Below are 24,338 nucleotides of genomic sequence, written 5' to 3' on the forward strand. Positions count from 1 at the left end.
CCTTCCGGCCGCGTCCTTGGCCGCCATGAATCTGAACCCAACATGGAGCGTCCCCGATGTCAGGCAAGAACTGGGATAGAGTGCCGATCGACGCGCAGAGCGTCGACGCGCCGCTGTCGCAAGCCGCGATTTTCCTGGTCGTCACGGTCGGCGGCGACAAGGCGGCGCTTTCGACCGTCGCTTCAGTGCTGGGCGAGCTCGACGACCTCGTCAAGAATGTCGGCTTCCGCGACCTGTCGGGCCGGCTGTCCTGCATCGCCGGCATCGGCGTCGGGCTCTGGAACCGACTGTCGCCCAACCGCCGGCCGCGCGAGCTGAAACCCTTCGCGCCGATCGAGGGAGCGGCGCATTCGGCGCCCTCGACGCCGGGCGATCTCCTGTTCCACATCCGCGCCGAGCGGCCCGACATGTGCTTCGAGTTCGAGCGCGTCCTGCTGAACAGTCTTGGTGCCAGCGTGACCGTCGCCGACGAGGTGTCCGGCTTTCGCTATTTCGACGCGCGCGATCTTCTGGGCTTCGTCGACGGCACAGCCAATCCGACCGGCCTCGACCTGCCCGCCTCCGCTTTGGTCGGCGACGAGGACGGCGACTTTGCCGGCGGCAGCTATGTCGTCGTGCAGAAATACCTGCACGACATGGCCGCTTGGGGCAAAACGCCGACCCATGTCCAGGAAGAAATCATCGGCCGCACCAAGATCGACAACATCGAGATCGATGACGACGACAAGCCGCGCAAGTCGCACAAGTCCTTGGCCACGATCGAGGACGACGCCGGCAACGAATACGACATCCTCCGCGACAACATGCCGTTCGGCCGTCCGGGGCAGAACGAGTTCGGCACCTATTTCATCGGTTACACGCGCTATCTGTGGGTGATCGAAAAAATGCTGCAGCGCATGTATGTCGGTGAACCGCCAGGCGCTTACGACCGGCTGCTCGACTTCTCGACGCCGCATACCGGCACGACCTTCTTCGCGCCGACGCGGCCCATGCTGCAGAAGCTGGTCGAGGGCGTTCAGGAATAGCCTCAGGTCGGCGGGTTACCCCGCCGCCGGCAGTATCTTTCCGGGATTCATGATGTTGAGCGGATCGAGCGCCTGCTTGATCGTGCGCATGACATCGACGCCATGGCCGAGTTCGTGGCGCAGGAAGCCGACCTTGCCCTGGCCGATGCCGTGCTCGCCGGTGCAGGTGCCTTCCATGGCGATCGCGCGCATGTTGAGCCGGGCGACGAATTTCTCGGCGAGCGCGATCTCTTCAGGATTGTCGACATCCATCAGCACCAGTACATGGAAATTGCCGTCGCCGGCATGGCCGACGATCGGCGCGACAAGCCCCATCTCGGCAATGTCGGCCTCGGTTTCCGTGACGCATTCGGCAAGCCGCGAGATCGGCACGCAGACGTCGGTCGACAGCCCCTTGGCGCCGGGGCGCAGCGTCAGCGACGACCAGTAGGCGTCGTGCCGCGCCTTCCAGAGTTTTGTCCGCTCCTCCGCGACGCTGGTCCACAGGAACGGCCCCCCGCCATTCTCCTCGGCGATCATGCCAAACATCTCGGCCTGCTCGGCAACACCGGCGTCGCTGCCATGGAACTCGACGAACAGGCACGGGCTCTCCGGATAGTCGAGCTTGGAATAGTTCTTCATCGCCCGCATCTGCAGCGCGTTGACCAGTTCGATCCGCGCCACCGGGATGCCCATCTGGATCGTGGCGATCACCGTGTTGCAGGCCGCCTCCAGGCTTGGAAACGGGCAGACGCCGCCTGAGATCGCCTGCGGAATGCCCTGCAGCCTCAGCGTCAGCGAGGTGATGACGCCGAGCGTGCCTTCCGAACCGACCAAAAGCCGCGTCAGGTCGTAGCCGGCCGAGCTCTTCTTCGCCCGCTTGCCGGTCGTCACCGTCTCGCCGTCGGCCATGACGGCGGTCAGCGACAGCACGTTTTCGCGCATGGTGCCGTAGCGCACCGCGTTGGTACCGGAAGCCCTCGTTGCCGCCATGCCGCCCAGCGACGCGTTGGCGCCGGGATCGATCGGGAAGAACAGGCCGGTGTCGCGCAGGTGCCTGTTGAGGTCCTCGCGCGTCACCCCGGGCTCGACGCTGCAGTCGAGATCCTGCGGATTGACGGCCAGGATCCGGTTCATGCGCGAGGTGTCGATGGAAATGCCGCCGCCCGGCGCGTTGGTGTGGCCCTCGAGCGAGGAGCCGACGCCGAAGGCGATGACCGGCACGCGGTGGGCGGCGCAGGCGCGTACGATCTCCTGCACGTCCGCGGCTGTCTCGACGAAAGCGACGCCGTCGGGCGCCTGGGTCGGGATATAGGTGGTGGTGTGCGCGTGCTGGCCGCGAATCGCCTCGCCGGTCTGGAAGCGCTCGCCGAAGCGCTGCTTGAGGATGCCGAGCACCGCGGCGATGCCTTCCTCGTTGCGTTCGACGGGGTTGAGGTCGCTCAAAGCCATGAATTCCTCCGCGAATGGACCAGCGGCCACCCTTGTTATGCAGCTATGGATGATGCCTAAAGCAATTCCAGAAAAAGTGTGAAGCGGTTTTCCGTCCGGAATTGCGCCACATGAACAGAACCTCACCAACCACGCTCTGTCCAGCGACGATCAAGGAAACCATATGACGATCCCCGCGCCCATCATTTCCCGCCCATTGGCGATCGAGAAGGACTGGATCGACTATAACGGCCATCTCAACATGGCCTTTTACAACGTGCTGTTCGATCGCGGCACCGACGAAGCGTTCGCAATGATGGGAGTGGACTCGAGCTATACCAAGGAGCGCCGCCTCAGCGTCTACACCGCGGAAGTCCATGTCTGCTACGTACGCGAGTTGCATCTCCACGACACGGTCAAGGTATCGTTCCAGCTCATCGATCATGACGACAAGCGGTTGAGAACCTATCAGGAAATCCGCCATGTCGACGGCTGGCTTGCCGCCACATCGGAAACGCTGTCGCTGCATGTCGACATGGAAGGACCGAAGGTTGCCCCCTTCCCCGCCGACGTGATGGCCAAGTTGGAGGCCGTGCGCGCCGCCCATGCGGCGCTGCCGATGCCCGAGCGCGCCGGCCGCTCGATCGGCATCAAGCGCAAGGGCGCTTGAAAACCCGCGCGCCCGCGTTAACCTTACCAAGGTTTTAACGTGAACAAGTCGGTTGAGTCCGTTGAACGACTCACCGGTGCGTTCGAAAACCGCCCTACCGGGTTTACGCGCGGGCGGCTGGCGGAATGCGGTGCGAGGACAGTGCATGAAAACCGACATCAAGGTCGAAGTGGAACGGTTGGCGGCCGATCCACGCATCACCGACTATGATTTCTGGCGATCGCTGAAGAACGTCAACAACGAGATCTTCCACATCGCCAACAACAACGAACCTATCCCGTTCGACATGATCCGCTGGCGCGCGATTCTGAAGCAGGCGCGCATGAAACGCGGCCACGCTTGATCCATCGTCGCTGCCCAGCCATCTCTGCCCAGTCATAGCTGCTTGAATCCGCCCAGCGGCGAGCGCGGCTCGACCGGCGACGACTGGATGATGGCGGTGTTGGTCATCGCATAGGGGATGATCCGGTCGATCACCCGCTCGAGCTCGCTCACAGAGCCGACATGGGCAAGCGCGATGAAGCAGTCCTCGCCGGTGACCCGGTCGCATTGCGCGATTTCCGGCAGCTCGCGGATGATGTCCGCCACCACCGAAAGCTGTCCCGGCACGGGCCTTATTCTCAGCCATGCCGACAGCTTCATGCCGAGCGCGGCCGGATTGATCCTGACCGTATAGGCCTCGATCACGCCGTTCTCCTGCAGCTTGCGGATGCGCTCCGCCACGCTCGGCGCCGACAGCCCGACCGCGCGCGCCAGCTCCGCCGTGCTGATGCGCGCGTCCTTTTCCAGCAGACGCAGGACCTTCAGATCGATCGCGTCGATGTCGACATTTTCACTTCGAAGGTTTTTCAAACCGAATCTCTTCCATCAGAAAGCGAAACCAGGCACCCAGCCGTTCATTGCGCATATATTCCGTGAATTTTGCCTGCGATAATGCTCCTATGAAAGCTCAAACGCAAATTCCGGCTGCAAAGCAGGCCAGCGGTGATTTCGATACACGCCCCGCCCTCGCCGGCCCCACCACACTTGCTGGAATGGCCAACGCGTTGCCGCCGCATGTCTGGTTCTGCGTCAGCGCCGTGTTCCATTATCTGGGCCCGGCTTTCGCGGTGCTGCTTTTCGCTCAGGTCGGCGTCCTCGGCATGGCTTGGCTGCGCATCGCCACCGCCGCTGTCATCTTCGCCCCGCTGACAAAGCCCTGGCGCGTCTTCGCCCGCGCGGATCGCGCTCAGCGGCTGCTGCTGCTGGCCTTCGGCATCTGCCTGGCGGTGATGAACTGCTCGTTCTATCTGGCGCTCGACCGCCTGCCGATCTCGCTGGTGGCGGCGATCGAATTCGTCGGCACGATCACGGTCGCATTGGTCGGCCTGCGCAGCCGGCGCAACTTTGCTGCGCTCGCCATTGCCGTTGTCGGCACCTTGCTGCTCATCGACGTGAAATGGTCCAGCGACCCGGTCGGCTTGTTCTGGGCCTTCTTGAATGGTGCGCTCTTCGTCGGCTACATCGTGATCGGTCACCGCGTCGCCCAGGCAGGCATCGGCATCGCCGGCCTCGGCACCGCCATGGCAGTCGCTTTCCTCATTGTGTTGCCCATTGGCTTTCGCGAGGCGCTGCCTGCCTTCTCGTCGCCGCGACTCCTCGTCGCCGCGATCGGCGTCGGCGTCTGCTCCTCGGTCATCCCCTACATCTGCGACCAGTTCGCCATGGCGCGGTTGCCGCGCGCGAGCTTCGCATTGATGCTCTCGCTCCTGCCGCTCACGGCAACGCTGATCGGCGTCGTCGTGCTGCGCCAGGTGCCCAGCGTCACCGACTGCATCGGCATTGCGCTGGTCATCGCCGGCGTCGCCTTCCACAAGCCGGCGGCAAACGCCTAGTGGCACTGCGCAGGGATTTTGACCGGTCGGCTCTGTTTGCGTTGTCGGCAGGCGACATGCCTCGGAGATTGGCCGAAACGCCCATCACGATCGTCATTCTAGGGCGGAGCAGGAGCGAAGCGACGCGGCGCAGACCATAGAATGACGAGGTTGGGCGGCTTCAACCAATCCCTGGCGCCGTTTCCGTGAGACAGTGAAACGCCCTGGTTCCCCGACATAGGGATTTTGAAAGGTTGCCGTTTGTCACTCTTCCTGGAAATTGCTCTGGACCGCTCGGCTAGGACAGCTTCTCCTTCAGGAAAGCGATCGTCCTCCCCCAGGCGAGATCGGCGGCCTTCTTGTCGTAGCGCGCGGCCGAGGTGTCGTTGTTGAAGGCGTGATTGGCGCCGTCATAGACATAGACGGTGTATTCGACATGCGCGGCGTCGAGCGCCTTCTTGTAGGCGTCGATGCCGGCATTGGTCCTGCTGTCCAGCCCGGCATAATGCAGAAGCAAGGGCGCCTTGATCTTCGCGGCGTCCTCGGCCTTGGGCTGCATGCCGTAATAGGCGACGCCTGCGCTGAGGTCCGGCGCATGGACGGCAAGTTGGTTGACCGCGCCGCCGCCCCAGCAGAAGCCGACCGCCCCGACCTTGCCGTTGCCGTCCTTGAGGCCCTTGAGGTAGGCGATCGTCGCCACGCCGTCGGCCGCGACCTGGGCAGCGTCGAGCTTGGTGAACATGTCGCGCGCCTTGTCCTCGTCGGACGGCGTACCGCCAAGCGGCGACAGAAAATCCGGCGCCAGCGCGACGAACCCTTCCAGCGCCACGCGCCGGGCGACGTCGCGGATATGCGCGTTGAGACCCCTGTTCTCGTGGATGACGATGACGGTGCCGAGCTTGCCCGACTGATCCGCCGGCTTGACCAGATAGGCTTTCATCTCGCCGCTTGAGCCGGGATAGGTGACGTCCTCGCCCTGAACGCGGCTGTCGTCCTCGGCGACGATCGCGGCCTGGGCGGAATTGGCCGCCAGCATCGGCGCGATCGCGGCCGCCGCGGCGCCCGAGCCCGCCAGCTTGGTCAACTGCTCCATGAAGCGGCGGCGGTCGAGCGTCAGATGCGTGTATTCGTCATAGGCATCGATCATCGCCTGACTGATGACAGGCTGAGTGATGACGGGCTTGGCAACGGGTTCGGTCATGGCTGTCCTCGACGATTGGCGGGTGATCCGCAAGATAGGGTCGAGAATTGCACGGTCCAGTCACGCCCGGGTGATGATCCCTTGGGGAATCTTAGTAGAGCCGCTGCGCCGACAAGCAGCTTGATTCATCACAGTTTGGTCATTTCCGAAAGTCTTGATGGTGCTGTCACATTAGGACACGAAGTTGGCCGAGCCGCCTTGCCGATACGAATGACGAAAAAGGGGAATGCCATGAACGTCCAGGACATCATCAACACCGTTTCCTCGAAGGCCGGCCTCGACGAGCCGACCACCGAAAAGGTTGTCGGCACCATCTTTTCCGTGCTCGAGCACGAAGCGGAAGGCACCAGCGTTTCGTCCTTCTTCGACCAGATCCCCGGCGCCGGTGCGCTGGCGCAGAAATACGACGTGATGGCCGCCGGCGCGACGGCCAATTCGGGCGGCGGACTTCTGTCGTCGCTGCAGGGCGCGCTTGGCGGCGTGCTCGGCGAAAAAGCCGGCGCGCTGATCAACGGCGTCGCCGCGCTCAAGGCATCCGGCCTCGACATGGCGCAGATCCAGAAGGCCGGCGAGACCCTGATCCAGCAGGCGGAAGCCGCCGCCGGCCCCGACCTGACCAATCAGGTGCTGGACCAGGTGCCGAGCCTGAGGGGCCATCTCGGGCTTTGAAGCGTTCCGAACAGGTCTTGAGCGGCTCGGCCATTCGACGGCGGGGCCGATCCGCTTTCTGACGACCGAAGGCGTCCCACTGGCGAAGCCGCTTAGTCCGCCTTATGGGGAACAAGATAGTTCGTAGTTTTTGTGCCTCGGGTGATTGTTAGGGCGGAATATCCAGGCGGCAGCGAATCGGTGAACGTGGCGTCAACCTCCCTGCACTGGCCAATAATTTCGCCGACAGGGGACTTGGCCAAACGATCCGCCAAGGCCGCTCTGCATTTATCGACGGAGTAGATTTGACGCGCGATTTCGAGCGGCCGACAAGCCCACTCCGGACTGCACGAAAGCAAAACCATTATCGCTGACGCCTCCGGTCCCATTTAGCATTTTCCTGAGCACTCATCCGACGTGACAAAGGACAGTGCGATCAGGTCATCGACGTCGATGCCGCCGCGACCATTGTCCAAAATGTCGGCGACCTTCTGAAATGCGACCATATCATCCACGCTGACGTTGGCCGTCTGCATCCTCTCATGCAGACCCGCCACCTTGGTTTCCAGGGATCTGGAAGTTTCGATCATGGTTTGCCTCCGTTAGTATGTGTGCCAGACGTCAATTTGGTCTTGCAGTCATCGCAGCTGAAGATGCTTACCGCCTTGAACCATAAACCAGTTTTGATGGTCGGCGAGTGGCGGCTAGGGCGCTCGTAACGGATGCTCACATCTCGCAACTCATTGGAAATCGACACCGTCCACCTCTTGCCCGCCCCTCAACGGATGCCCGCCATCCTGCTGGGGTGACGGGCATCCATAAACTGGCGATGAAGGGACTCATGGCCGCCAGTCGGGACACAATGAGATAGCGGGCTATATGTTTCGTCCTTGGGACCAATGCTTGTGATGTGCGACTTCAGTCGGAACCGATAGCGGACTGGGGACTTGCGCCAGGAACGAACCAACCGACCCTCCGTTGACCGACTGCCGGAAGCTCCCGCGACGGCGGTTGAGCACGAGCAGAGGCTCCAGCGCTGGCGGGTTACGCGCTGGAGCCGTCTTAAAAGGTGGAGCGAGAAAATGGAAGACTATCGGAACAGTGTCCTGGAGGCTCGTTGGCTTCTCGCCGTACCCGTGTCGCTTCTCCTGACCGTCCTGCTGGCGGGCTTCTTGCTTTCGTAGCAGACCGGCCTCACCCGCACCTATTTCGGCAGCGTATAGGCCATCACGTAATCGCCCGGTTTGGTGCCGACCGAGCCGTGACCGCCGGCGACGATGACGACGAACTGGCGGCCATCGGCCACCGTATAGGTCATCGGCGTCGACTGGCCGCCGGCCGGCAGCCTCGCCTGCCAGAGCTGCCTGCCGGTGGTGAGATCATAGGCGCGCAGATAATCGTCGACCGCGGCGCCCAGGAAAGCGACGCCGCCCGCCGTGATCATCGGTCCGCCTATGCCTGGAACGCCGACCTTGAAGGGCAAGGGCAGCGGCGTCATGTCGTAGACGGTGCCGTTGCGGTGTTTGTAGGCGATGTTTCCAGTCTTGAGGTCGACGCCGGCGACATAGCCCCAGGGCGGCGCCTGGCAGGGAATGCTGAGCGGCGACAGGAACGGTCCCATCACCACCGCGTAAGGCGCGCCGTCGTTGCGGTTCAGCCCCTGCTCGCTGCCCTTGCTGTTGTCGCCCGGCACCGGCACGTCCGCGCGCGGAATGAGCTTCGAGGTGAAGGCGAGGTAGGTCGGCATGCCGAACATCACCTGCCGCACCGGATCGACCGCGACGCCGCCCCAGTTGAAGACGCCGAAATTGCCGGGATAGATCAGCGAGCCCTGCAGCGAGGGCGGCGTGTAGCGTCCCTCATAGCGCAGCTTCTTCAACTCGATCCGGCACGCCAGCTGGTCGAACATGGTGATGCCCCACATGTCGGCGCCGGTCAGCGGCTTCGGATTGAATGAAAGGTCCGACGCCGGCTGCGTCGGCGAGGCATGATCGCCCTCGATCGCGCCGCCGGGCGCCGGGACTTCCTTCACCGGAATGATCGGCTCGCCCGTGCGCCGGTCGAGCACGTAGAGATCGCCCTGCTTGGTCGGCCCGACCAGCGCCGGCACCACGCCGTTCGCCGTGGTGATGTCGACCAGCGACGGCTGCGCCGGCACGTCCATGTCCCACAGATCGTGGTGCACGGTCTGCCGCACCCAGCGCAATTGTCCGGTGTTGAGGTCGAGCGCGGTGATCGAGGACGAGAATTTCTCGACATTGGCGCTGCGGCCCATGCCGAGCTGGTCCGGCGTCTGGTTGCCGAGCGGCACGTAGATGAGCCCGAGTTTCTCGTCGGCGCTCGCGGTCGACCACATGTTGGGCGAGTTGTGCGTGTAGGTCTGCCCGGCCGGTAGCGGCGTCGTCACATCCGGATTGCCGGAATCCCAGTTCCACAGCAGCGCGCCGGTATCGACGTCGAAGGCGCGGATGACGCCGGACGGCTCCTCGGTCGAATAATTGTCGTTGACCGCGCCGCCGACGATGATCTTTCCGGCGACGATCAGCGGCGCCGACGTCGAATAGTAATAGCCCGACTTCGGATAGGGCATGCTGGCCATCAGGTTCAACGTGCCCTCCTCGGCGAAGGACGGACACACCTGCCCGTTGGCGGCGTCCAGCGCGATCAGCCTCGCGTCGGAAGTCGGCAGATAGATGCGCGCGGCGCAAGGCTGGCCGGCGATCTTGGCGTCGGCATAATAGGACACGCCGCGGCATGTCTGGTGCTGGCGGTCGGGGTCGAGCTTGATCTTCGGGTCGTAGCGCCACTTCTCCTTGCCGCTCGCGGCATCGATGGCGATGGCGAAATTATGCGGCGTGCAGATGAACAGCGCGTCGCCGATCTTCAGCGGCGTCACCTGGTAGGTCGTCTCGCCGATATCGTCGGGGCCTTTCACGTCGCCGGTTCGATAGGTCCAGGCCGGCCGCAATTTCGCGACATTGTCAGGCGTGATCTGGTCGAGCGGCGAATAGCGCTGGCCGAAGGGCGTGCGGCCGTAGAAGCGCCACTCGCCGGCCGGCATGTCGCCGCCGAGATTGGCCGCCGCCGCCACCTTCTCGGTGCCCAGCGTGCCGCCGGTATCCTTGGGATCGGCGGTCATCGAATAACCGGCGACCGCGAGCGAGGCGAGCACGGCCAGGATCAGCGGCGCGCGTCCGTCCGGCCCCCGCAGGCCTCGCCTTGCCCATGGCGTCAGCAACCACAGGGCGATGAGCACGATGACACCGCCGCGCGGACCGAGCTGCCACCAGTCGAAGCCGATTTCCCAGACCGCCCAGCACAATGTGGCGAGCACGAACAGCGCGTAGAGCCAAAGCGAGGTCGACCTGCGCCTGAACAGCAGCCAGGCGGTGATCAGGAAGACCAGGCCGGCGATCAGGTAATACCAACTGCCGCCCAGCGCGATGAGCCAGATGCCGCCGCCGCCAAGAATGAGACCGATGAGGAAGAGGACAAGGGAGGTGATGGTGGTGGCCACGAAAGACTCCCGCAGTTATGCGCAGCAGAAAGATCCCCGCTACAAACCTGGAACCAGTATGCTTCCGATTCTCTTCTGCAGCGGCAGTTTCGGTTGGCCCGTGCGCCGTGTCAATTCATGGCGCCGGTCCTCCCACTGCGCAATCGGCGTTTCGATCCCGCTGGCCGGTGCGTGAGCGCGTGCGCATGCCGGACGGTCTTCCGGAAATCCGTCGGCCGGTGCTATGTCTTGTCGATGGACAGCGTTGCCACAATGCTCCGACGCGCCCGCGACGCCTATGAGAAGCGGGCTTGGGCGGATGCGCTGGAGTTACTGCGGGCCACGGACGAAGTCACCGCTTTGGGAACAGACGATCTGGAGCGCATGTTCTGGTCGGCTGGAATGCTTGACCGCGATCCCGATATCGTTGCCGCAGCCGAACGCCTGGTCAAAGCGCACAGCGATGCGGGCCGTGACGACAGAGCGGCATATTGGGCCTGCTTCCATGGCTCCCGGCTTCTGGCATTGGGCGAGCAGGGCCGCGCAACCGCATGGCTGCAGCGGGCGCAGCGCCTTGTGGAGAGCTTTGGTCGCGAATGCTCGACACAAGGCTATCTGGCTTTGCTGGCGGCGCAGAAAGATCTCAGGGCAGGCAGTGATGAAACATCCGCTGCGCATGCAAGGCAGGCGCTTGCGATAGGCGAGCGCTGTCGCGATATCGACCTGGTCGCTTTCGCCAGGTACGTTCTCGGTCGCGCGCTGGTACGGCAAGGGCGCGTCGAGGAAGGCATCGCCTCTCTGGATGAAGCCATGTTGCCCGTCATCGGCGGCGAGCTCTCGCCGGTAGTCACCGGGCTGGTCTATTGCAATCTCATCGCCGAGTGCCGCCAGGTCTATGCGCTCGATCGCTCCCGCGAATGGACGGATGCGCTGTCGGCCTGGTGCGGAGCGCAGCCGCAACTGGTTCAATTCAACGGTGCCTGCATGCTGCACCGGGCAGAGATCATGGAAATGAACGGCAATTGGCCGGAGGCGATCGCGGAGTCGCGCCGTGCGGCATCTTCTCCTGTTGCCAAGGCGGCTCGCGACAACACGATCGCGGGCGCCGCCTATCAAGAAGCCGAAATCCACCGCCTGCGCGGCGAATTCGCCGCCGCCGAGGAGATGTATCGGAATGCCAGCCGGCTAGGACTCGAGCCGCAGCCGGGCATGGCCTTGCTGCGCCTGATGCAAGGTCGCACGGAGCAGGCGGCAGCGACCCTGCGCCGTGTGCTCGCCACCACTGAAGCACCGCTCAGCCGTGCCCGCCTGCTTCCGGCGATGATCGAAATTGCAATCGCCGCCGGGGCGATCGAGGAGGCCCGCAACGCCTGCCGTGAGCTGGAAACGACCGCCAGCCGGTTCGCGACCGAGATACTGGGTGCGATCGCATCTCAGGCAAAAGGCGAAATCGAAATGCACGACGGCAACGCCGCGGCTGCGCTCGGTCACTTCCGCGCGGCGCTCGCGATCTGGCAACGTGCCGGCGCTCCCTATCTGGAGGCGCGGCTGCGCGTGCTGGCCGGCCAGGCCTGCCGTATGCTCGCGGACGAGGATGGCGCGGGACTCGAATTCGACGCCGCGCGTTCGGTTTTTGTGGAACTCGGCGCCGCGCCTGATCTCGATCGCCTTAACGCATTGGCCAGGCCCACCACCTCATCGGCGCACGGCCTGACGCGGCGCGAGATAGAGGTGCTGACCCATATCACCACCGGCAAGACAAACAGGACGATAGCGGTTGAACTTGGCCTCAGCGAAAAGACCGTCGACCGTCACGTTTCCAACATCTTCGACAAGCTCGCGGTCAACTCGCGCGCCGCAGCGACCGCCTACGCCTTCCAGCACGGCCTGCTCTAGCGCATGTCGCCCAAATTGCGCAGTGTTTTGAGGCAACGACCGGTACCGAAACAAAGACTGACAGAGTCGACCGAATCCATTCGTCGCGACGCGCTGTAGGCCACTACTGGCGCCCGTGGGGAGAAATCCCCATCATCTTTCCTTTGCCGCATGGGGCCTATCCCCGAAGCGTGTCGACGGGCTGGTTCGCTACTCTTCTCCCATGGCTCACCAAGCCGATGGAGACAGAGATGAACGGACGAACGGAAGTGATTTCAATTCAACAGGCAAATCCGCAAGGCACGGGCGCAATCGGCATAGCGGAGACGAAGGCGCGTGCCGGCGCGCTGCTCGAACTCGGGACAGCCTTCATGAAACTTCAGGCTGACACCGCGCAGACGCAGCTGGGCGACGCGAACATCGACAGCGAGCCGCGCCCCGCGCCGCGAGAGGAGCATTTCGACGTCGTCATCGTCGGCGCAGGCCAGAGCGGCCTTTCCGTCGGTTACTATCTGGCCCGCAAGGGGATAAAATTCGTCATCCTGGAAGCTCGCCAGCGCGTCGGGGATATTTGGCGCGCGCGATGGGATTCGCTGCGCCTTTTCACGCCGGCGCGCTTCGACGGACTGGCGGGCATGCGTTTCCCGGCCCCGGCCCATTCCTTCCCGACCAAGGATGAAATGGCCGATTATCTGGAAGCCTATGCCGAGAAATTCGCCTTGCCGGTACGCACGGGCGCCAAGGTTGACGAGGTTAATCGCCACGGCGGGCGTTATGTCGTCACCGCCGGCGCGAGCCGTTTCACCGCCGATCATGTCGTCATTGCCGCCGCGAGCTACCAGAAGCCGAAGCTTCCGGATTTCGCCGCGCTGCTTGATCCCGCGATACGGCAATTCCACTCATCCGCCTACCAAAACCCGTCGCAGCTCAGGCCGGGCGGGGTACTTCTGGTCGGGGCCAGCAATTCAGGTGCGGAGATTGCCATGGATCTGGCCGGCACGCACCGCGTCTGGCTGGCCGGCCGGCATCCAGGCCACATTCCCGTGGCCTACAACGGCACCATCGCTCTCCGTGTGGTGATACCGTTCGTTTTCCGCGTCCTTCTCCACCGTCTGCTTTCCGTGGATACGCCGATCGGGCGCAGGGTAAGACCAGCACATCTCGTCCATGGCCTTCCGCTGATCCGGGTAAAGCCGCAACACATGGATGCGGCCGGGATAAACCGGGTTGCGCGCGTCGCCACCGTCAAGGACGGCAAGCCGGTGCTCGAGACCGGCGAGGCTCTCGAGGCCGAGAACGTAATCTGGTGCACCGGCTTCCGGCCCGGACTGGATTGGATCAAACTGCCGGTTTTTGATGAAAGCGGCCGGCCGGGGCAATATCGCGGGTCCGTTACCGGCGAACCTGGGCTCTACGTCTGCGGCCTGCCATTCCAGCACTCCCCCTCCTCGACAATGATCCACGGCGCGGAAAGGGACGCCGGCTACGTGGCGGATGCGATAAGCGAGCGGATGCGGATCGCCAAAAACTAGAACAAAACGTAGACAGTTCTGGTCTTTCGCTGCCGAATCACTACATTCGGGGGCGATGTCGGGCTTTTCCGAGGACATGCCTTTTTTCGATGAACCGAATGCGCGGCCGGCAGCGGCTCCATCCGGCATAGCCGCGCGCGCCATGGCGGCGCGCAGTGGCCAGACCGGCGCGCCCGATTATCTGAAGGGCCTCAACCCGGAGCAGCGGCTCGCCGTCGAGACGACCGAAGGCCCGGTTCTGGTGCTGGCCGGCGCGGGCACCGGCAAGACGCGGGTGCTCACCACCCGCATCGCCCATATCCTTGCCACCGGCAGGGCCTTCCCTTCGCAGATCCTGGCCGTCACCTTCACCAACAAGGCCGCGCGCGAGATGAAGCAGCGCATCGGCCTGTTGATTCACGAACAGGTTGAGGGCATGCCGTGGCTCGGCACCTTCCACTCGATCGGCGTGAAGCTGCTTCGCCGCCACGCCGAGCTTGCCGGGCTGAAGTCGGATTTCACCATCCTCGACACCGACGACGTGGTGCGGCTGATCAAGCAATTGATCCAGGCCGAAGGGCTGGACGACAAGCGCTGGCCGGCCAAGACCTTCGCCCAGATGCTCGACAACTGGAAGAACAAGGGTCTCGGACCCGACGAGATAGCGGAAGGCGATGCGCGCAGCTTCGGCAACGGCAAGGGCCGCCAGCTCTACAAGGCCTATCAGGAACGGCTGCAGACGCTGAATTCCTGCGACTTCGGCGACCTGCTCTATCACCCGATCCGCATCTTCCGCGCCTATCCGGACGTGCTGAGGGAGTACCACCGCAGGTTCAAATACATACTGGTCGACGAGTACCAGGACACCAACACCGCGCAATATATGTGGCTGCGCCTGTTGGCGCAAAGACCTCAGTCAGGGCGCGCGCCATCGGCCGAAGGCCGCAAGCCCGACCGGGCGCCGGCCGGTCAGGCCGCCCCCGCGGAGGCCAGCGAGCGGAGCGAGCGCGCGGCCGTGAGCGAAAACAAAGTCAACATCTGCTGCGTCGGCGACGACGACCAGTCGATTTATGGCTGGCGCGGCGCCGAGGTCGACAACATCCTGCGCTTCGACAAGGATTTTCCGGGCGCCACCATCATCCGGCTGGAGCGCAACTACCGGTCCACCGCGCATATTCTGGGCGCGGCCTCGCATCTCATCGCCCATAATGAGGGCCGCTTCGGCAAGACGCTGTTCACCGACCGCGACGACCCCGAGGACGACAAGGTGCACGTCCACGCCGCCTGGGACTCCGAGGAAGAGGCCCGCGCCATCGGCGATGCCATCGAGGCCTATCAGCGGCAAAAGCACAACCTCAACGACATGGCGATCCTGGTGCGCGCCTCGTTCCAGATGCGCGCCTTCGAAGACCGATTCATCACGCTGGGCTTGAACTACCGCGTCATCGGCGGCCCGCGCTTCTACGAGCGCTTGGAAATCCGCGATGCATTGGCCTTCTTCCGCGTCGTCGCCAACGGCGGCGACGACCTCGCCTTCGAGCGCATCGTCAACGTGCCGAAGCGCGGGCTGGGCGAAGCCACCATCCGCCAGATCCATGACACGGCGCGCGCCATGCGCGTCCCGATGCTGGAGGCCGCCGCGACGCTCGCCGAAAGCGACGAGCTGAAGCCGAAGCCGCGCGCGGCGCTGCGCGAGGTCGCAGCCAATTTCGAGCGCTGGCAGAAGGCTCTGGAAACCACCCCGCACACCGAACTCGCCGAGACCATCCTGGAGGAGAGCGGCTACACCGACATGTGGAAGAACGATCGTTCGGCGGATTCGCCCGGACGGCTGGAAAACCTCAAGGAACTGATCCGCTCCATGGAGGAGTATGAATCGCTCCGTTCCTTCCTCGAGCATGTCGCGCTGGTGATGGAGGCCGAGCAAGGCGAGTCGCAAGATGCGGTCTCGATCATGACGCTGCATTCGGCCAAGGGCCTCGAATTCGAGACCGTCTTCCTGCCCGGCTGGGAGGAAGGCCTGTTCCCGCATCAGCGCGCGCTGGATGAAGGCGGACGCTCCGGCCTCGAGGAAGAGCGCCGGCTTGCCTATGTCGGCCTGACGCGCGCCAAGAAGAACCTGCACATCTGGTTCGTCTCCAACCGCCAGATTCACGGCCTGTGGCAATCGACGATCGCGTCGCGCTTCGTCGACGAGTTGCCCGAAACCCATGTCGATATCGCCGACAGCGGCAACAGCTACGGCGGCTACGGCAATCCCTATGGCGGCGGCGCCTTCGCTTCCGGGCGCGGTGGCGGTCGGCAGAATCCCTACGGCGCCTCGCGCTTCGACAATATCGGCGCCAAGGACCAGGGCAGCTTCTCCAACACCTATGCGACGCCCGGCTGGCAGCGGGCGCAGGCGAACCGCACCGAGGCGACCGACCGCAACTGGGGCACCCGCTCCGGCCACCAGGTGGAACGCATCGGCTATGGCGAGACAGACTCCGGCTACGGTGCCGGCCGCACCTCGGTGAAGGGCCGCACCATCGAGGGCGAGCTGGTCGCCAAATCCGTCGCCGACACGCCATCCGCCTTCAATGTCGGCGACCGCGTCTTCCACCAGAAATTCGGCAACGGCAACATCGCGGCCATAGACGGCAACAAGCTCACCATCGACTTCGACAAGGCCGGCCAGAAACGCGTGCTGGACGGGTTTGTCGCGCCGGTGTGACCGGTCTTCCTACCGATACCGCGCCTGGTTCCATTTATGGCCGAGCAGCGACAGGATGATGATCAGCCCGTTGAAGAACTGCACGTAGAAGCCGCTCAGGCCCGCCGCCACCACGCCGGTCTGGATGAACGACACGGTGACCGCGCCGATCGCGCCGCCAACCACCGTGCCAATGCCGCCCCAGGTCGGCGTGCCGCCGACGAACACCGAGGCGAGCACCGGCAACAGATAGCCGTCGCCCGCCGTCGGCCACCAGGTGAAGTTGATCATCACCGAAAACGTGCCGGCGATCGCAGCGCCGATCCCGACGAAAACGAACACTTTCACCCGCACCCATTTGACGTCGATGCCCATCTGCCTGGCGCTGTCGGGATTGTCGCCGACCACCTTGACCTGCGCGCCGAAGCGATGGCGGTTGTAGAGCAGCGCCGAAAACACAACGAAGGCGATGGCCCAGAATATCTGCACAGGGATGCCCCAGACCTGGCTGGAGAAGATTCTGTAGGCCGAGCTGTCGGCAAGGCCGGTCAGCGCCATCGACTTGCCCTCGTTGATAATCTGGATCAGGCCGCGCAGCAGGAAATTCATGCCGAGCGTGGCGATCAGCGACGACAGCCCGCCATAGACGACCAGCGATCCCACCAGGAAGCCGAGCAGCGTGCCGGTGACGAGCGCCGCCGCGATGCCGAGGAACGGGTCGTAGCCGGCCTGCACCACCAGCGCGAAGACCCAGGAGGCGAAGCCCATCGTCGCCGGGAACGACAGGTCGATCTCCCCGCAGGTGACGACGAAGACCAGCGGCACCACCACGAACAGCGCCACCGGAAGCGTCGTCAGCACCGAGCTGTAAAGGTACCAGGTGGAGAACACGGTCGGGTTGGCGATGATGAACACCGCCATCATGACGACGAAGACGGCGAGCGTGCCGAGCGATGCACGGTTGTCGAGGACGAAGCCGCGCAGCCAGTGATCGGAGGGATGGTTCCATTCCTTGCCGACCGCCCCGCCGCGCGCGCTTGCAAGGGGCTTCTGCAGATCGGGTTCCATGGCCTTGCTCATCGCGCTCCGTGCTCCGCTTCGCCGGCTTCCTGCAGTCCGGGCAGCCCGCCCGGATGCGCGACGTCTTCCATGAAATTGATGAGGTCGTCGGCCGACTTGACGTCGCTACGGTCAGCGCTGAGCGCCACCTTGCCGCGGTCGAGCACGACGAAACGGTCGGCGATATCGAAGACATGGTGGATGTTGTGGCCGATGAACAGGATCGAGCGGCCGCTCGCCCGCACCTGGCGCACGAAGTGGAAGACCTTGGCGGTCTCGGTCAGCGACAGCGCCGTCGTCGGCTCGTCGAGGATGATCAGCTCCGCCTGCTTGTAGATGGCGCGCGCGATCGCCACGCCCTGGCGCTCGCCGCCGGAAAGCTGGCCGACGATCGACTGCGGCGTGAACACTTTCGAGGTGAAGCCGATCTCGCGCATCAGCCGGCTCGCTTCCTCGATCTCCTTGTTGACCTTCAGCCAGCCCATGAAGCTGGTGAGCTCGCGGCCCATGAAGATGTTGCGCACGATCGTCTGCTGCACGGCCAAAGCCCGGTCCTGGAACACCGTCTCGATGCCGGCGTCGCGCGAGCGCGCCGCGCTCCATCCGCTGACCGGCTTGCCGCGCACCAGGATCTCGCCGCTGGTCGGCTTGACCACGCCGGACAGGATCTTGATCAGCGTCGACTTGCCGGCGCCATTGTCGCCGATCAGGCCGACCACCTCGCCGCGGTCGACGCTGAGATTGACGCCGCCCAGCGCATAGACCTGGCCATAGGATTTCTTGATGTCGCGCAGTTCGATGATGCGTTCGCCCATGCGATCCTCGCTTGAATTGTCCATCTGCCGGCCTTTGCGCCGGCGATCCGGCCGGCCGGGCCTAATCCCGGCCGGCGGCTTGGGAGGTCAACGCAGCGCCTGCTTGGCGAGCTCGGCGACGATCTCATAATTCTGCGGCGTGACGAAACCCGCGCCGGTATCGACATTCATCGGCGCCAGTCCCAGCACGACCTGCTGGCAAAGGCTGAGGATAGGCAGGTAACCTTGCAGGAACGGCTGCTGGTCGGCCGTCAGCTGCACCCAGCCGCCCTTGAAGGCTTCGACGATCTGCGGGCTGGTGTCGAAGCCGAAATTGAAGATGTCGCCTGGCTTTCGCCCCGCCGCCTGCATGTAGGTGGCGACATTGCCGAGCATCTGTCCGCCGGGATAGCCGACCGCCTTGACGTCGGGATGGTTGAGAAGTGCTGCCGTGATCACCGGAATGGCGAGATTGGGATCGGAAGCCCATTCGCCGCTCGGCGGCGAGGAGAGCTGGATCACCTCGACGCCCGCCTCCTTCAAGGCAGCCACCGTGCCGCGTTCGCGGGCACCGCGGTTTTCATTCTCGAACGGCCCGATCATGATGGCCTTGTCGCCGGCTTTCAGCTTGCCAAGCTTGAACGCCTCGGCGCCGAGCGCGCGGCCCTGCTGCTCCTGCTGCGCGCCGACATAGCCGCCGCCGAACGCTTCCACCACCTTCGGCACCGGCACGTTCTGGTACATCATCTTGATGCCGTCCTTATGCGCCTGCTCGGCCAGCGGCATGATCGCGGCATCGCCCGGATGGCCCATCATGGCGATGCCCTGCGGCTTGACAGCGACCGCCTCGCGCAATTGCTGCACCATCTTCTCGACGTCCCACTGCGAGAAGATGTAGTCGACCTTCGGCCCGAGATCGGCGGCCGCCTGCTTGGCGCCATTGTAGACGATGGTGCCGAAGGCGTCGCCCTCGGCGCCGCCGACGAAGAAGCGGATGTGCACGTCCTTGCACCATTGCGCGTCCAGCGCCTGTGCCGGCAAAGTGGAGATCGAGGCGCAGAGCGCCGTGGCGGCCGCCACGACGGTCGAGCGCAGAACAGTCCTTCTGGTCGTCATGCTCATGCACGTTCCTCCCTTTTGATCCCTCGCATCGGAGGGTTTCGACAATCGCTCGGCGCGGCGCGCCGCAGTGCCGGCCGGCTCCTCCCGCCGACCAATCCTCAATTTGGCCTCAAGCCGGATTGGGCAGGTAGCTGGACCCTCCCCTGCATTGCTTCAGATAGTCGAGCGCGCGCGCCTGGCCGGTGATCTCGAGATCGCCGCGATAGACCGGATCGTGCCAGCCCTCGATGTCAATGGCGCCCTTGTAACCGGCCAACCGCAACTCGCTGATCACCCGCGCCCAGTCGCTGTCGCCAAAACCCGGCGTACGCATCTGCACGAACGGCAGGCGGCCGAACACGCCGTGCTCGCGGATGACGTCCCAGCGCACGGTGGCGTCCTTGCCGTGGACGTGGAAGATGCGCGGCGCCCATTTGCGGATCTGCGGGATTGGGTCGATCAGATAGACGAGCTGATGGCACGGCTCCCATTCGAGGCCGAGATTGTCGTTGGGCAACTCGTTGAACATCAGCTCCCAGGCATCCGGGTTGTGGGCGATGTTCCAGTCGCCGCTCGCCCAATTGCCGTCCATCGCGCAATTCTCGAAGGCGATGCGCACGCCCTTGTCGGCGGCGCGTTTCACCAACGGCCCCCAGACCTCGCGGAAACGCGGCAGGCTGTCGGTCAGCTTCTTGCCGCGGATGCGGCCGGTGAAGCCGCTGACCATGGATGTCCGGAACAGATGCGCATTGTCGATGACGGTCTCCCAGGCCGCGAGCACGCCACGATCGACCTCGCCGCCTTCCAGCGGGTTGCCGAACACGCCGATCGACGACACGGTAACGTCGGCATCGCCGATCGCTTCGCGGATTTCGCCCGCCAGGCGCTTCAGGTCCTTGCCGCCCAGCGTCTGCCAGAAGAAAGGCTGGATGCTCTCGAAGCCGAGCGGCAGGATCTGCCTGACATAGGCGCCCGGGTCGTCGAGATTGGCCCGCACCATGGTGCCGATCCTGATGTCGAGCAGCGGATTTGCCATCATTGTGCTTCCTTGACGATTGCCACGCGCCGCCCGCTCTCCGCGCTCTCGATCGCGCCGAAGACCATGGCCAGGCTTTTGATGTTGTCGGCGCCGCGCGTCTCCGGCTCGGCGCCGGTCTCGATCGCGTGCATGAAATCCTCGATGATGCCGAGATGGCCGCCGACGCGGTCGGTCGGATCGAGCGGCGGCACTTCGATCGGCTGGGTCTTGTCTATGATACCGTCGCGGCCGGACGCAACCACCTCCGCCTTGAGCCCGTCATGGCCATCCCACAGCACGCTGCCGCGCTCGGCGACGATGCGCCAGCTGCCTTCCCAGCTGGTGCGGAAGCCGTCCGCGCACCAGGAGCCGGCATAGGTGAACACCTTGCCGCCGCCGAGATCGAAGACGGCGCTCGCCGATGAGCCCTGCCGATACCAGGAACTGGCCGGCTCCCATTCCTGGCAGTAGACGCTGGCCGGTTCGCCGGCGACCATGTAGCGCGCGGCGTCGAAAGTGTGGATCGCCATGTCGAGCAGCAGCACGTGGCGCATCTCCTCGCGAAAGCCGCCGAAATGCGGCGCGACGAAGAAGTCGGCGTGGATGCTGGTCGGCGCGCCGATGGCGCCGGAGTCTAGGAAGCGCCTGATGCGCCTGACATTGGCGACGTAGCGCCGGTTCTGGACGACGGCATGGACGCGCCTGGCCTTGCGCGCCGCCTTGATGATGGCGCGTGCATTGTCCGGGCTGTCAGCCAGCGGCTTTTCGGTGAGCAAATGGCAATGATGGGCAAAGGCAGAAAGCGCGACTTCGCGGCGGGCAGCCGGGACCACGACATCGAATACGGCGTCGGGCTTCGTTTCATCGAGAACGGCGTCGAGGCTTGTGCTGACCACTGCATTGGAGAGCCCGTATTCGCGCGCCCTCGCTTGCGCCCGGTCGGCATCGAGGTCGACAAGGCCGGCAATGGCGAGCCCGTCGATCCGCCTTGCGGCATCGAGCCAGTGCTTGCTCATGGCTCCGCATCCGACCAGGACGACCTTCATCATCCAGCACTCCTCCCGTCCGGCCCCTCCAGGCCGAAGTGTCACGGCGTCCACGGCATCAACCGTAAACGTTTTTCCGTAAACGTTTACGAGAACACACCCGATGGCGTAGAATGTCAATCGGCTGCTTGTCGAAAATTGTCCCGAAGCCTTGGCCTGAGCGGCAGCCGGTGCTAGCCAAGGCAGGGGGAGAACCGTCCTTGGCGTCCAGCATCCACGACCTTGCGCGTCACCTGAACATTTCGATCGGCACCGTGTCGCGGGCGCTGAACGGCCGCGCCGACGTCAATGCCGACACCCGCCGGCGCGTGCTGGAAGCCGCCAAGCTGCTGAACTACGCGCCCAACCAGTCCGGCCGCAGCTTGCGGCAAGGCGCCACCCATTCCGTCGCCTTCATGCTGCAGCCGCATCCGGGTGACCAGCAATATGGCGAGCCGTTCTTCATCCCGTTCCTGACCGGCCTGCAGGCGCGGCTGGCCGAAAGCGGGCTCGACCTGATCGTGGTGATGGGCGCGCCTGGCGACTACCAGCAGGAGCGCCTGCGCCGCGTCGTCGAGACCCGCCGCGCCGACGCGGTGGTGCTGGCCTGGACGCGGCGCGAGGACGAACGCATCGACTATCTGACCGAGCGAGGCTTTCCCTTCGCAACGCTCGGCCGCAGCCGCTCGGGCGGCAAGTCCTACCCTTCGCTCGATCTCGATTTCGAGAAGGCGGGCAGCGACGCGGTCGACCGGCTGGTCGCGCGCGGCCATCGTCGCATCGCCGCCATCCGCCCGGCGCTCAACCTCAATTTCGGATATCTCTTCCTCGACGGCTATCGCAAGGCGCTGAAACGGCACGGCATCGAGGTTGACCTCGGCCTGATCGCCGACGGCTTCATCAACGAGGCCGGCGGCTACCAGGTGACGCCGCGCGTCATGCTCTCAAAGGACCGACCGACGGCAATCATCTTCAACAACGACGCCATGGCGCTCGGCGGCTGCAAGGCACTGGCCGAGATGGGCATCCGGCCGGGCCACGACATCGCCGTGACCGTCATCGTCGACACGCCGCTCTGCCGCTATTTCTCGCCGACTCTGACAGCCTTCCGTCCATCGCTGGAGCCGATGGGCCGGAGGCTGGCCGAGATGCTGCTCGCCTCGCTTCCCGCCTTCGCCGGCCCCGAAGGCACACGCATCATCCGCGAGGTTTGGCCGCTGGAGCTGGTCGTTCGGGAGAGCGATTGAGCGGAAGCGGTTTCCCAGGGGGAGAAGGAAAGAACCTCCGCCTGTCACGCAACCATCACGTTCACGTCCTAGACCGCTCGAAGGCTAGGGCTGGCCGCATCGTCGATGCCGCGCCTTTTTGAGCCACTGGCCGCTCTGCTCGTCAAGAAGGGGATATCGATGAAACACCTTAACCGAACCGTCGCGCTCGGCGCGGCGCTTGCCCTGTTCACCGCCCTCACCCCGGCACTCGCCGATGGCGTCGCCTATGTCAACAAGGGGCTGGTCGGCATCGGCCGCATCCCGGCCAGCCAGAAGGACAAGTTCGGCGAGACCTTCGGTTCGGGCTCCGGCATGGCGATCGACACCAAGTCCTGGGTGCGTGACGGCGCCGGCTACAAGGGTTCGCTCTGGCTGCTGCCGGACCGCGGCTACAATGTCGTCGGCACCACCGATTATCGCCCGCGCCTCAACACCATTTCGATCGAGTTGGCCCCGACCGCCGCCGGCGCGGCGCCCGCCGCCGGACAGGAACAGTCTGGCGTGAAAGCGACGCTCGCCGACACGATGCTTCTGACCGACGACAAGGGCGCCGACGCCACCGGCCTCGATCCGTTGAACGGCGTGCGCGAAGCCGCCGGCGACATGCCGATCCTGCCGCAGGCCGACAACGGCAAGCTGGCGTTGGATAACGAAGCGATCGCACGGCTGGCGGACGGCACGATGTTCATCTCCGACGAATATGGCCCCAACATCTACCGTTTTTCGGCCGACGGCCACCTGATGTCGGCGACGCAACCGCCCGCGGCCCTTGTGCCGATGCGCCACGGCAAGCCGAATTTCGCTTCCGACAACCCCGGCCCGGGCGCCGCCGAGCCCGATCCGAAGGACCCGGAGACCGGCCGCCAGAACAACCAGGGCCTCGAAGGCATGTCGATGACGCCCGACGGCAAGTTTCTGATCGCCGTGCTGCAATCGGCGGCCCGGCAGGACGGCGGCGATTCCGGCTCGACCCGCCAGAACACCCGCGCGCTGGTCTATGATGCTTCCGACCTCGCCCACCTCAAGCTGGCGCACGAATATGTCGTGCCCCTGCCGGTGTTCAAGGATGCCAAAGGCAAGACCAAGGTGGCCGCGCAGAGCGAGATCGTCGCGCTCTCCGACAAGAGCTTCCTGATGCTGGCGCGCGACTCAGGCAACGGCCAGGGTCTCAAGGGCGACGAGTCGCTCTATCGCAAGATCGAGATCGTCGACCTTTCCGCCGCCACCGATATCGCCAACGGTCCGTTCGACGCGGCCGACAAGCCGGTCGCGCCGAAGGGCGTGCTCGACCCGTCGGTGACGCCGGCCAAGCTTACCTCGTTCATCGACATCAACGACAAGGGCGAGCTCGGCCGCTTCGGCCTGCACAATGGCGAGCCGAACGACAAGGACAACCTTTCGGAGAAGTGGGAGGCGATGTCGCTGGTCTCCGTGCTCGATCCGAAGCTGCCCGACGACTATTTCCTGTTCGTCGCCAACGACAACGACTTCCTCACCCAGGACGGCTTCCAGGTCGGCGCTTCGTACAAGGCCGAGGATGGCGCCGATGTCGACACCACCTTCCTCGTCTATCAGGTGACAATCCCCGGCCTGTCTGGGAACACTGTCGCCGGCCAGTAACCGGCGACGGGCGAATGCCCGTCATCCCGCTGATCCTGAAAAGGATGCATGACCATCAGGCCTGCGATACCA

Annotated in this window: 20 protein-coding genes; 10 read left to right on the forward strand and 10 right to left on the reverse strand. The window is 64.4% G+C overall.

Features of this window, described 5'->3' with window-relative positions:
- Nucleotides 1-56: 56 nt before the first annotated feature.
- Entirely contained in the window at nucleotides 57-1,025 is a 969-nt protein-coding gene (locus FJ417_RS15575) for a Dyp-type peroxidase (protein WP_140784064.1), read from the forward strand.
- A 15-nt stretch (nucleotides 1,026-1,040) separates the two neighbouring features.
- Here FJ417_RS15575 and FJ417_RS15580 read toward each other — a convergent pair whose 3' ends face one another.
- Complete coding sequence (locus FJ417_RS15580; RefSeq protein WP_140655071.1) at nucleotides 1,041-2,456, reverse strand: FAD-linked oxidase C-terminal domain-containing protein; 1,416 nt, start codon at nucleotides 2,454-2,456, stop codon at nucleotides 1,041-1,043.
- 163 nt (nucleotides 2,457-2,619) lie between these two features.
- Here FJ417_RS15580 and FJ417_RS15585 point away from each other — a divergent pair, with 163 nt between their 5' ends.
- The gene (locus FJ417_RS15585; RefSeq protein ID WP_140655068.1) at nucleotides 2,620-3,105 is read left to right on the forward strand and encodes a thioesterase family protein; all 486 of its coding nucleotides are present in this window, start codon (nucleotides 2,620-2,622) and stop codon (nucleotides 3,103-3,105) included.
- A 145-nt stretch (nucleotides 3,106-3,250) separates the two neighbouring features.
- Complete coding sequence (locus FJ417_RS15590) at nucleotides 3,251-3,448, forward strand: hypothetical protein (RefSeq protein WP_027168755.1); 198 nt, start codon at nucleotides 3,251-3,253, stop codon at nucleotides 3,446-3,448.
- Between the two features lie 32 nt (nucleotides 3,449-3,480).
- Here FJ417_RS15590 and FJ417_RS15595 read toward each other — a convergent pair whose 3' ends face one another.
- The gene (locus FJ417_RS15595) at nucleotides 3,481-3,957 is read right to left on the reverse strand and encodes an Lrp/AsnC family transcriptional regulator (RefSeq protein ID WP_140655065.1); all 477 of its coding nucleotides are present in this window, start codon (nucleotides 3,955-3,957) and stop codon (nucleotides 3,481-3,483) included.
- Nucleotides 3,958-4,139: 182 nt separating this feature from the next.
- Here FJ417_RS15595 and FJ417_RS15600 point away from each other — a divergent pair, with 182 nt between their 5' ends.
- Nucleotides 4,140-4,979, forward strand: coding sequence for a DMT family transporter (locus FJ417_RS15600; RefSeq protein ID WP_246687467.1), 840 nt, complete (start codon nucleotides 4,140-4,142; stop codon nucleotides 4,977-4,979).
- Nucleotides 4,980-5,256: 277 nt separating this feature from the next.
- Here FJ417_RS15600 and FJ417_RS15605 read toward each other — a convergent pair whose 3' ends face one another.
- On the reverse strand, nucleotides 5,257-6,159 hold the full coding sequence (locus FJ417_RS15605; protein ID WP_140784066.1) for a dienelactone hydrolase family protein: 903 nt from the start codon (nucleotides 6,157-6,159) through the stop codon (nucleotides 5,257-5,259).
- A gap of 231 nt (nucleotides 6,160-6,390) precedes the next feature.
- On the opposite strand from FJ417_RS15605, the gene FJ417_RS15610 reads away from it, so the two are divergent.
- Complete coding sequence (locus FJ417_RS15610) at nucleotides 6,391-6,828, forward strand: hypothetical protein (protein WP_140784067.1); 438 nt, start codon at nucleotides 6,391-6,393, stop codon at nucleotides 6,826-6,828.
- Nucleotides 6,829-7,196: 368 nt separating this feature from the next.
- Here the strand turns inward: FJ417_RS15610 and FJ417_RS15620 are convergent, their stop codons facing one another.
- Together FJ417_RS15620 and FJ417_RS15625 are read right to left on the reverse strand one after the other, a co-directional pair.
- Entirely contained in the window at nucleotides 7,197-7,397 is a 201-nt protein-coding gene (locus FJ417_RS15620; protein ID WP_140705889.1) for a hypothetical protein, read from the reverse strand.
- Between the two features lie 614 nt (nucleotides 7,398-8,011).
- Nucleotides 8,012-10,324: a glucose/quinate/shikimate family membrane-bound PQQ-dependent dehydrogenase gene (locus FJ417_RS15625; protein WP_140784069.1), complete on the reverse strand. Its 2,313-nt coding sequence runs from the start codon at nucleotides 10,322-10,324 to the stop codon at nucleotides 8,012-8,014.
- Nucleotides 10,325-10,558: 234 nt separating this feature from the next.
- Here FJ417_RS15625 and FJ417_RS15630 point away from each other — a divergent pair, with 234 nt between their 5' ends.
- The 3 genes from FJ417_RS15630 (at nucleotide 10,559) to FJ417_RS15640 (ending at nucleotide 16,402) form a co-directional block, all read left to right on the forward strand.
- Nucleotides 10,559-12,199: a helix-turn-helix transcriptional regulator gene (locus FJ417_RS15630; RefSeq protein WP_140784141.1), complete on the forward strand. Its 1,641-nt coding sequence runs from the start codon at nucleotides 10,559-10,561 to the stop codon at nucleotides 12,197-12,199.
- 230 nt (nucleotides 12,200-12,429) lie between these two features.
- Nucleotides 12,430-13,710, forward strand: a complete 1,281-nt coding sequence (locus FJ417_RS15635; RefSeq protein ID WP_246687468.1) for an FAD-dependent oxidoreductase — start codon at nucleotides 12,430-12,432, stop codon at nucleotides 13,708-13,710.
- A 55-nt stretch (nucleotides 13,711-13,765) separates the two neighbouring features.
- Nucleotides 13,766-16,402 (forward strand): UvrD-helicase domain-containing protein, encoded by a 2,637-nt coding sequence (locus FJ417_RS15640; RefSeq protein ID WP_140784070.1) that lies wholly within the window; start codon nucleotides 13,766-13,768, stop codon nucleotides 16,400-16,402.
- Between the two features lie 9 nt (nucleotides 16,403-16,411).
- Here the strand turns inward: FJ417_RS15640 and FJ417_RS15645 are convergent, their stop codons facing one another.
- From FJ417_RS15645 to FJ417_RS15665, 5 genes are all read right to left on the reverse strand, one after another.
- Entirely contained in the window at nucleotides 16,412-17,461 is a 1,050-nt protein-coding gene (locus FJ417_RS15645) for an ABC transporter permease (protein ID WP_140784071.1), read from the reverse strand.
- Nucleotides 17,458-18,255: an ATP-binding cassette domain-containing protein gene (locus FJ417_RS15650; protein ID WP_140644117.1), complete on the reverse strand. Its 798-nt coding sequence runs from the start codon at nucleotides 18,253-18,255 to the stop codon at nucleotides 17,458-17,460. The genes FJ417_RS15645 and FJ417_RS15650 overlap by 4 nt, the downstream gene beginning before the upstream one ends.
- Nucleotides 18,256-18,342: 87 nt before the next feature.
- On the reverse strand, nucleotides 18,343-19,356 hold the full coding sequence (locus FJ417_RS15655) for a substrate-binding domain-containing protein (RefSeq protein WP_140644115.1): 1,014 nt from the start codon (nucleotides 19,354-19,356) through the stop codon (nucleotides 18,343-18,345).
- A gap of 109 nt (nucleotides 19,357-19,465) precedes the next feature.
- Nucleotides 19,466-20,374: a sugar phosphate isomerase/epimerase gene (locus tag FJ417_RS15660; RefSeq protein WP_140784072.1), complete on the reverse strand. Its 909-nt coding sequence runs from the start codon at nucleotides 20,372-20,374 to the stop codon at nucleotides 19,466-19,468.
- A complete protein-coding gene (locus tag FJ417_RS15665; RefSeq protein ID WP_140784073.1) occupies nucleotides 20,371-21,402 on the reverse strand; it encodes a Gfo/Idh/MocA family oxidoreductase in 1,032 nt (343 codons plus the stop codon). The genes FJ417_RS15660 and FJ417_RS15665 overlap by 4 nt, the downstream gene beginning before the upstream one ends.
- A 197-nt stretch (nucleotides 21,403-21,599) precedes the next feature.
- On the opposite strand from FJ417_RS15665, the gene FJ417_RS15670 reads away from it, so the two are divergent.
- Together FJ417_RS15670 and FJ417_RS15675 are read left to right on the forward strand one after the other, a co-directional pair.
- A complete protein-coding gene (locus FJ417_RS15670; protein ID WP_140784074.1) occupies nucleotides 21,600-22,625 on the forward strand; it encodes a LacI family DNA-binding transcriptional regulator in 1,026 nt (341 codons plus the stop codon).
- Nucleotides 22,626-22,784: 159 nt separating this feature from the next.
- Nucleotides 22,785-24,266 (forward strand): esterase-like activity of phytase family protein, encoded by a 1,482-nt coding sequence (locus tag FJ417_RS15675; protein ID WP_140784075.1) that lies wholly within the window; start codon nucleotides 22,785-22,787, stop codon nucleotides 24,264-24,266.
- Nucleotides 24,267-24,338 lie beyond the last annotated feature (72 nt).

Source organism: Mesorhizobium sp. B3-1-7, from assembly GCF_006439385.1.
Taxonomy (GTDB): Bacteria; Pseudomonadota; Alphaproteobacteria; order Rhizobiales; family Rhizobiaceae; genus Mesorhizobium.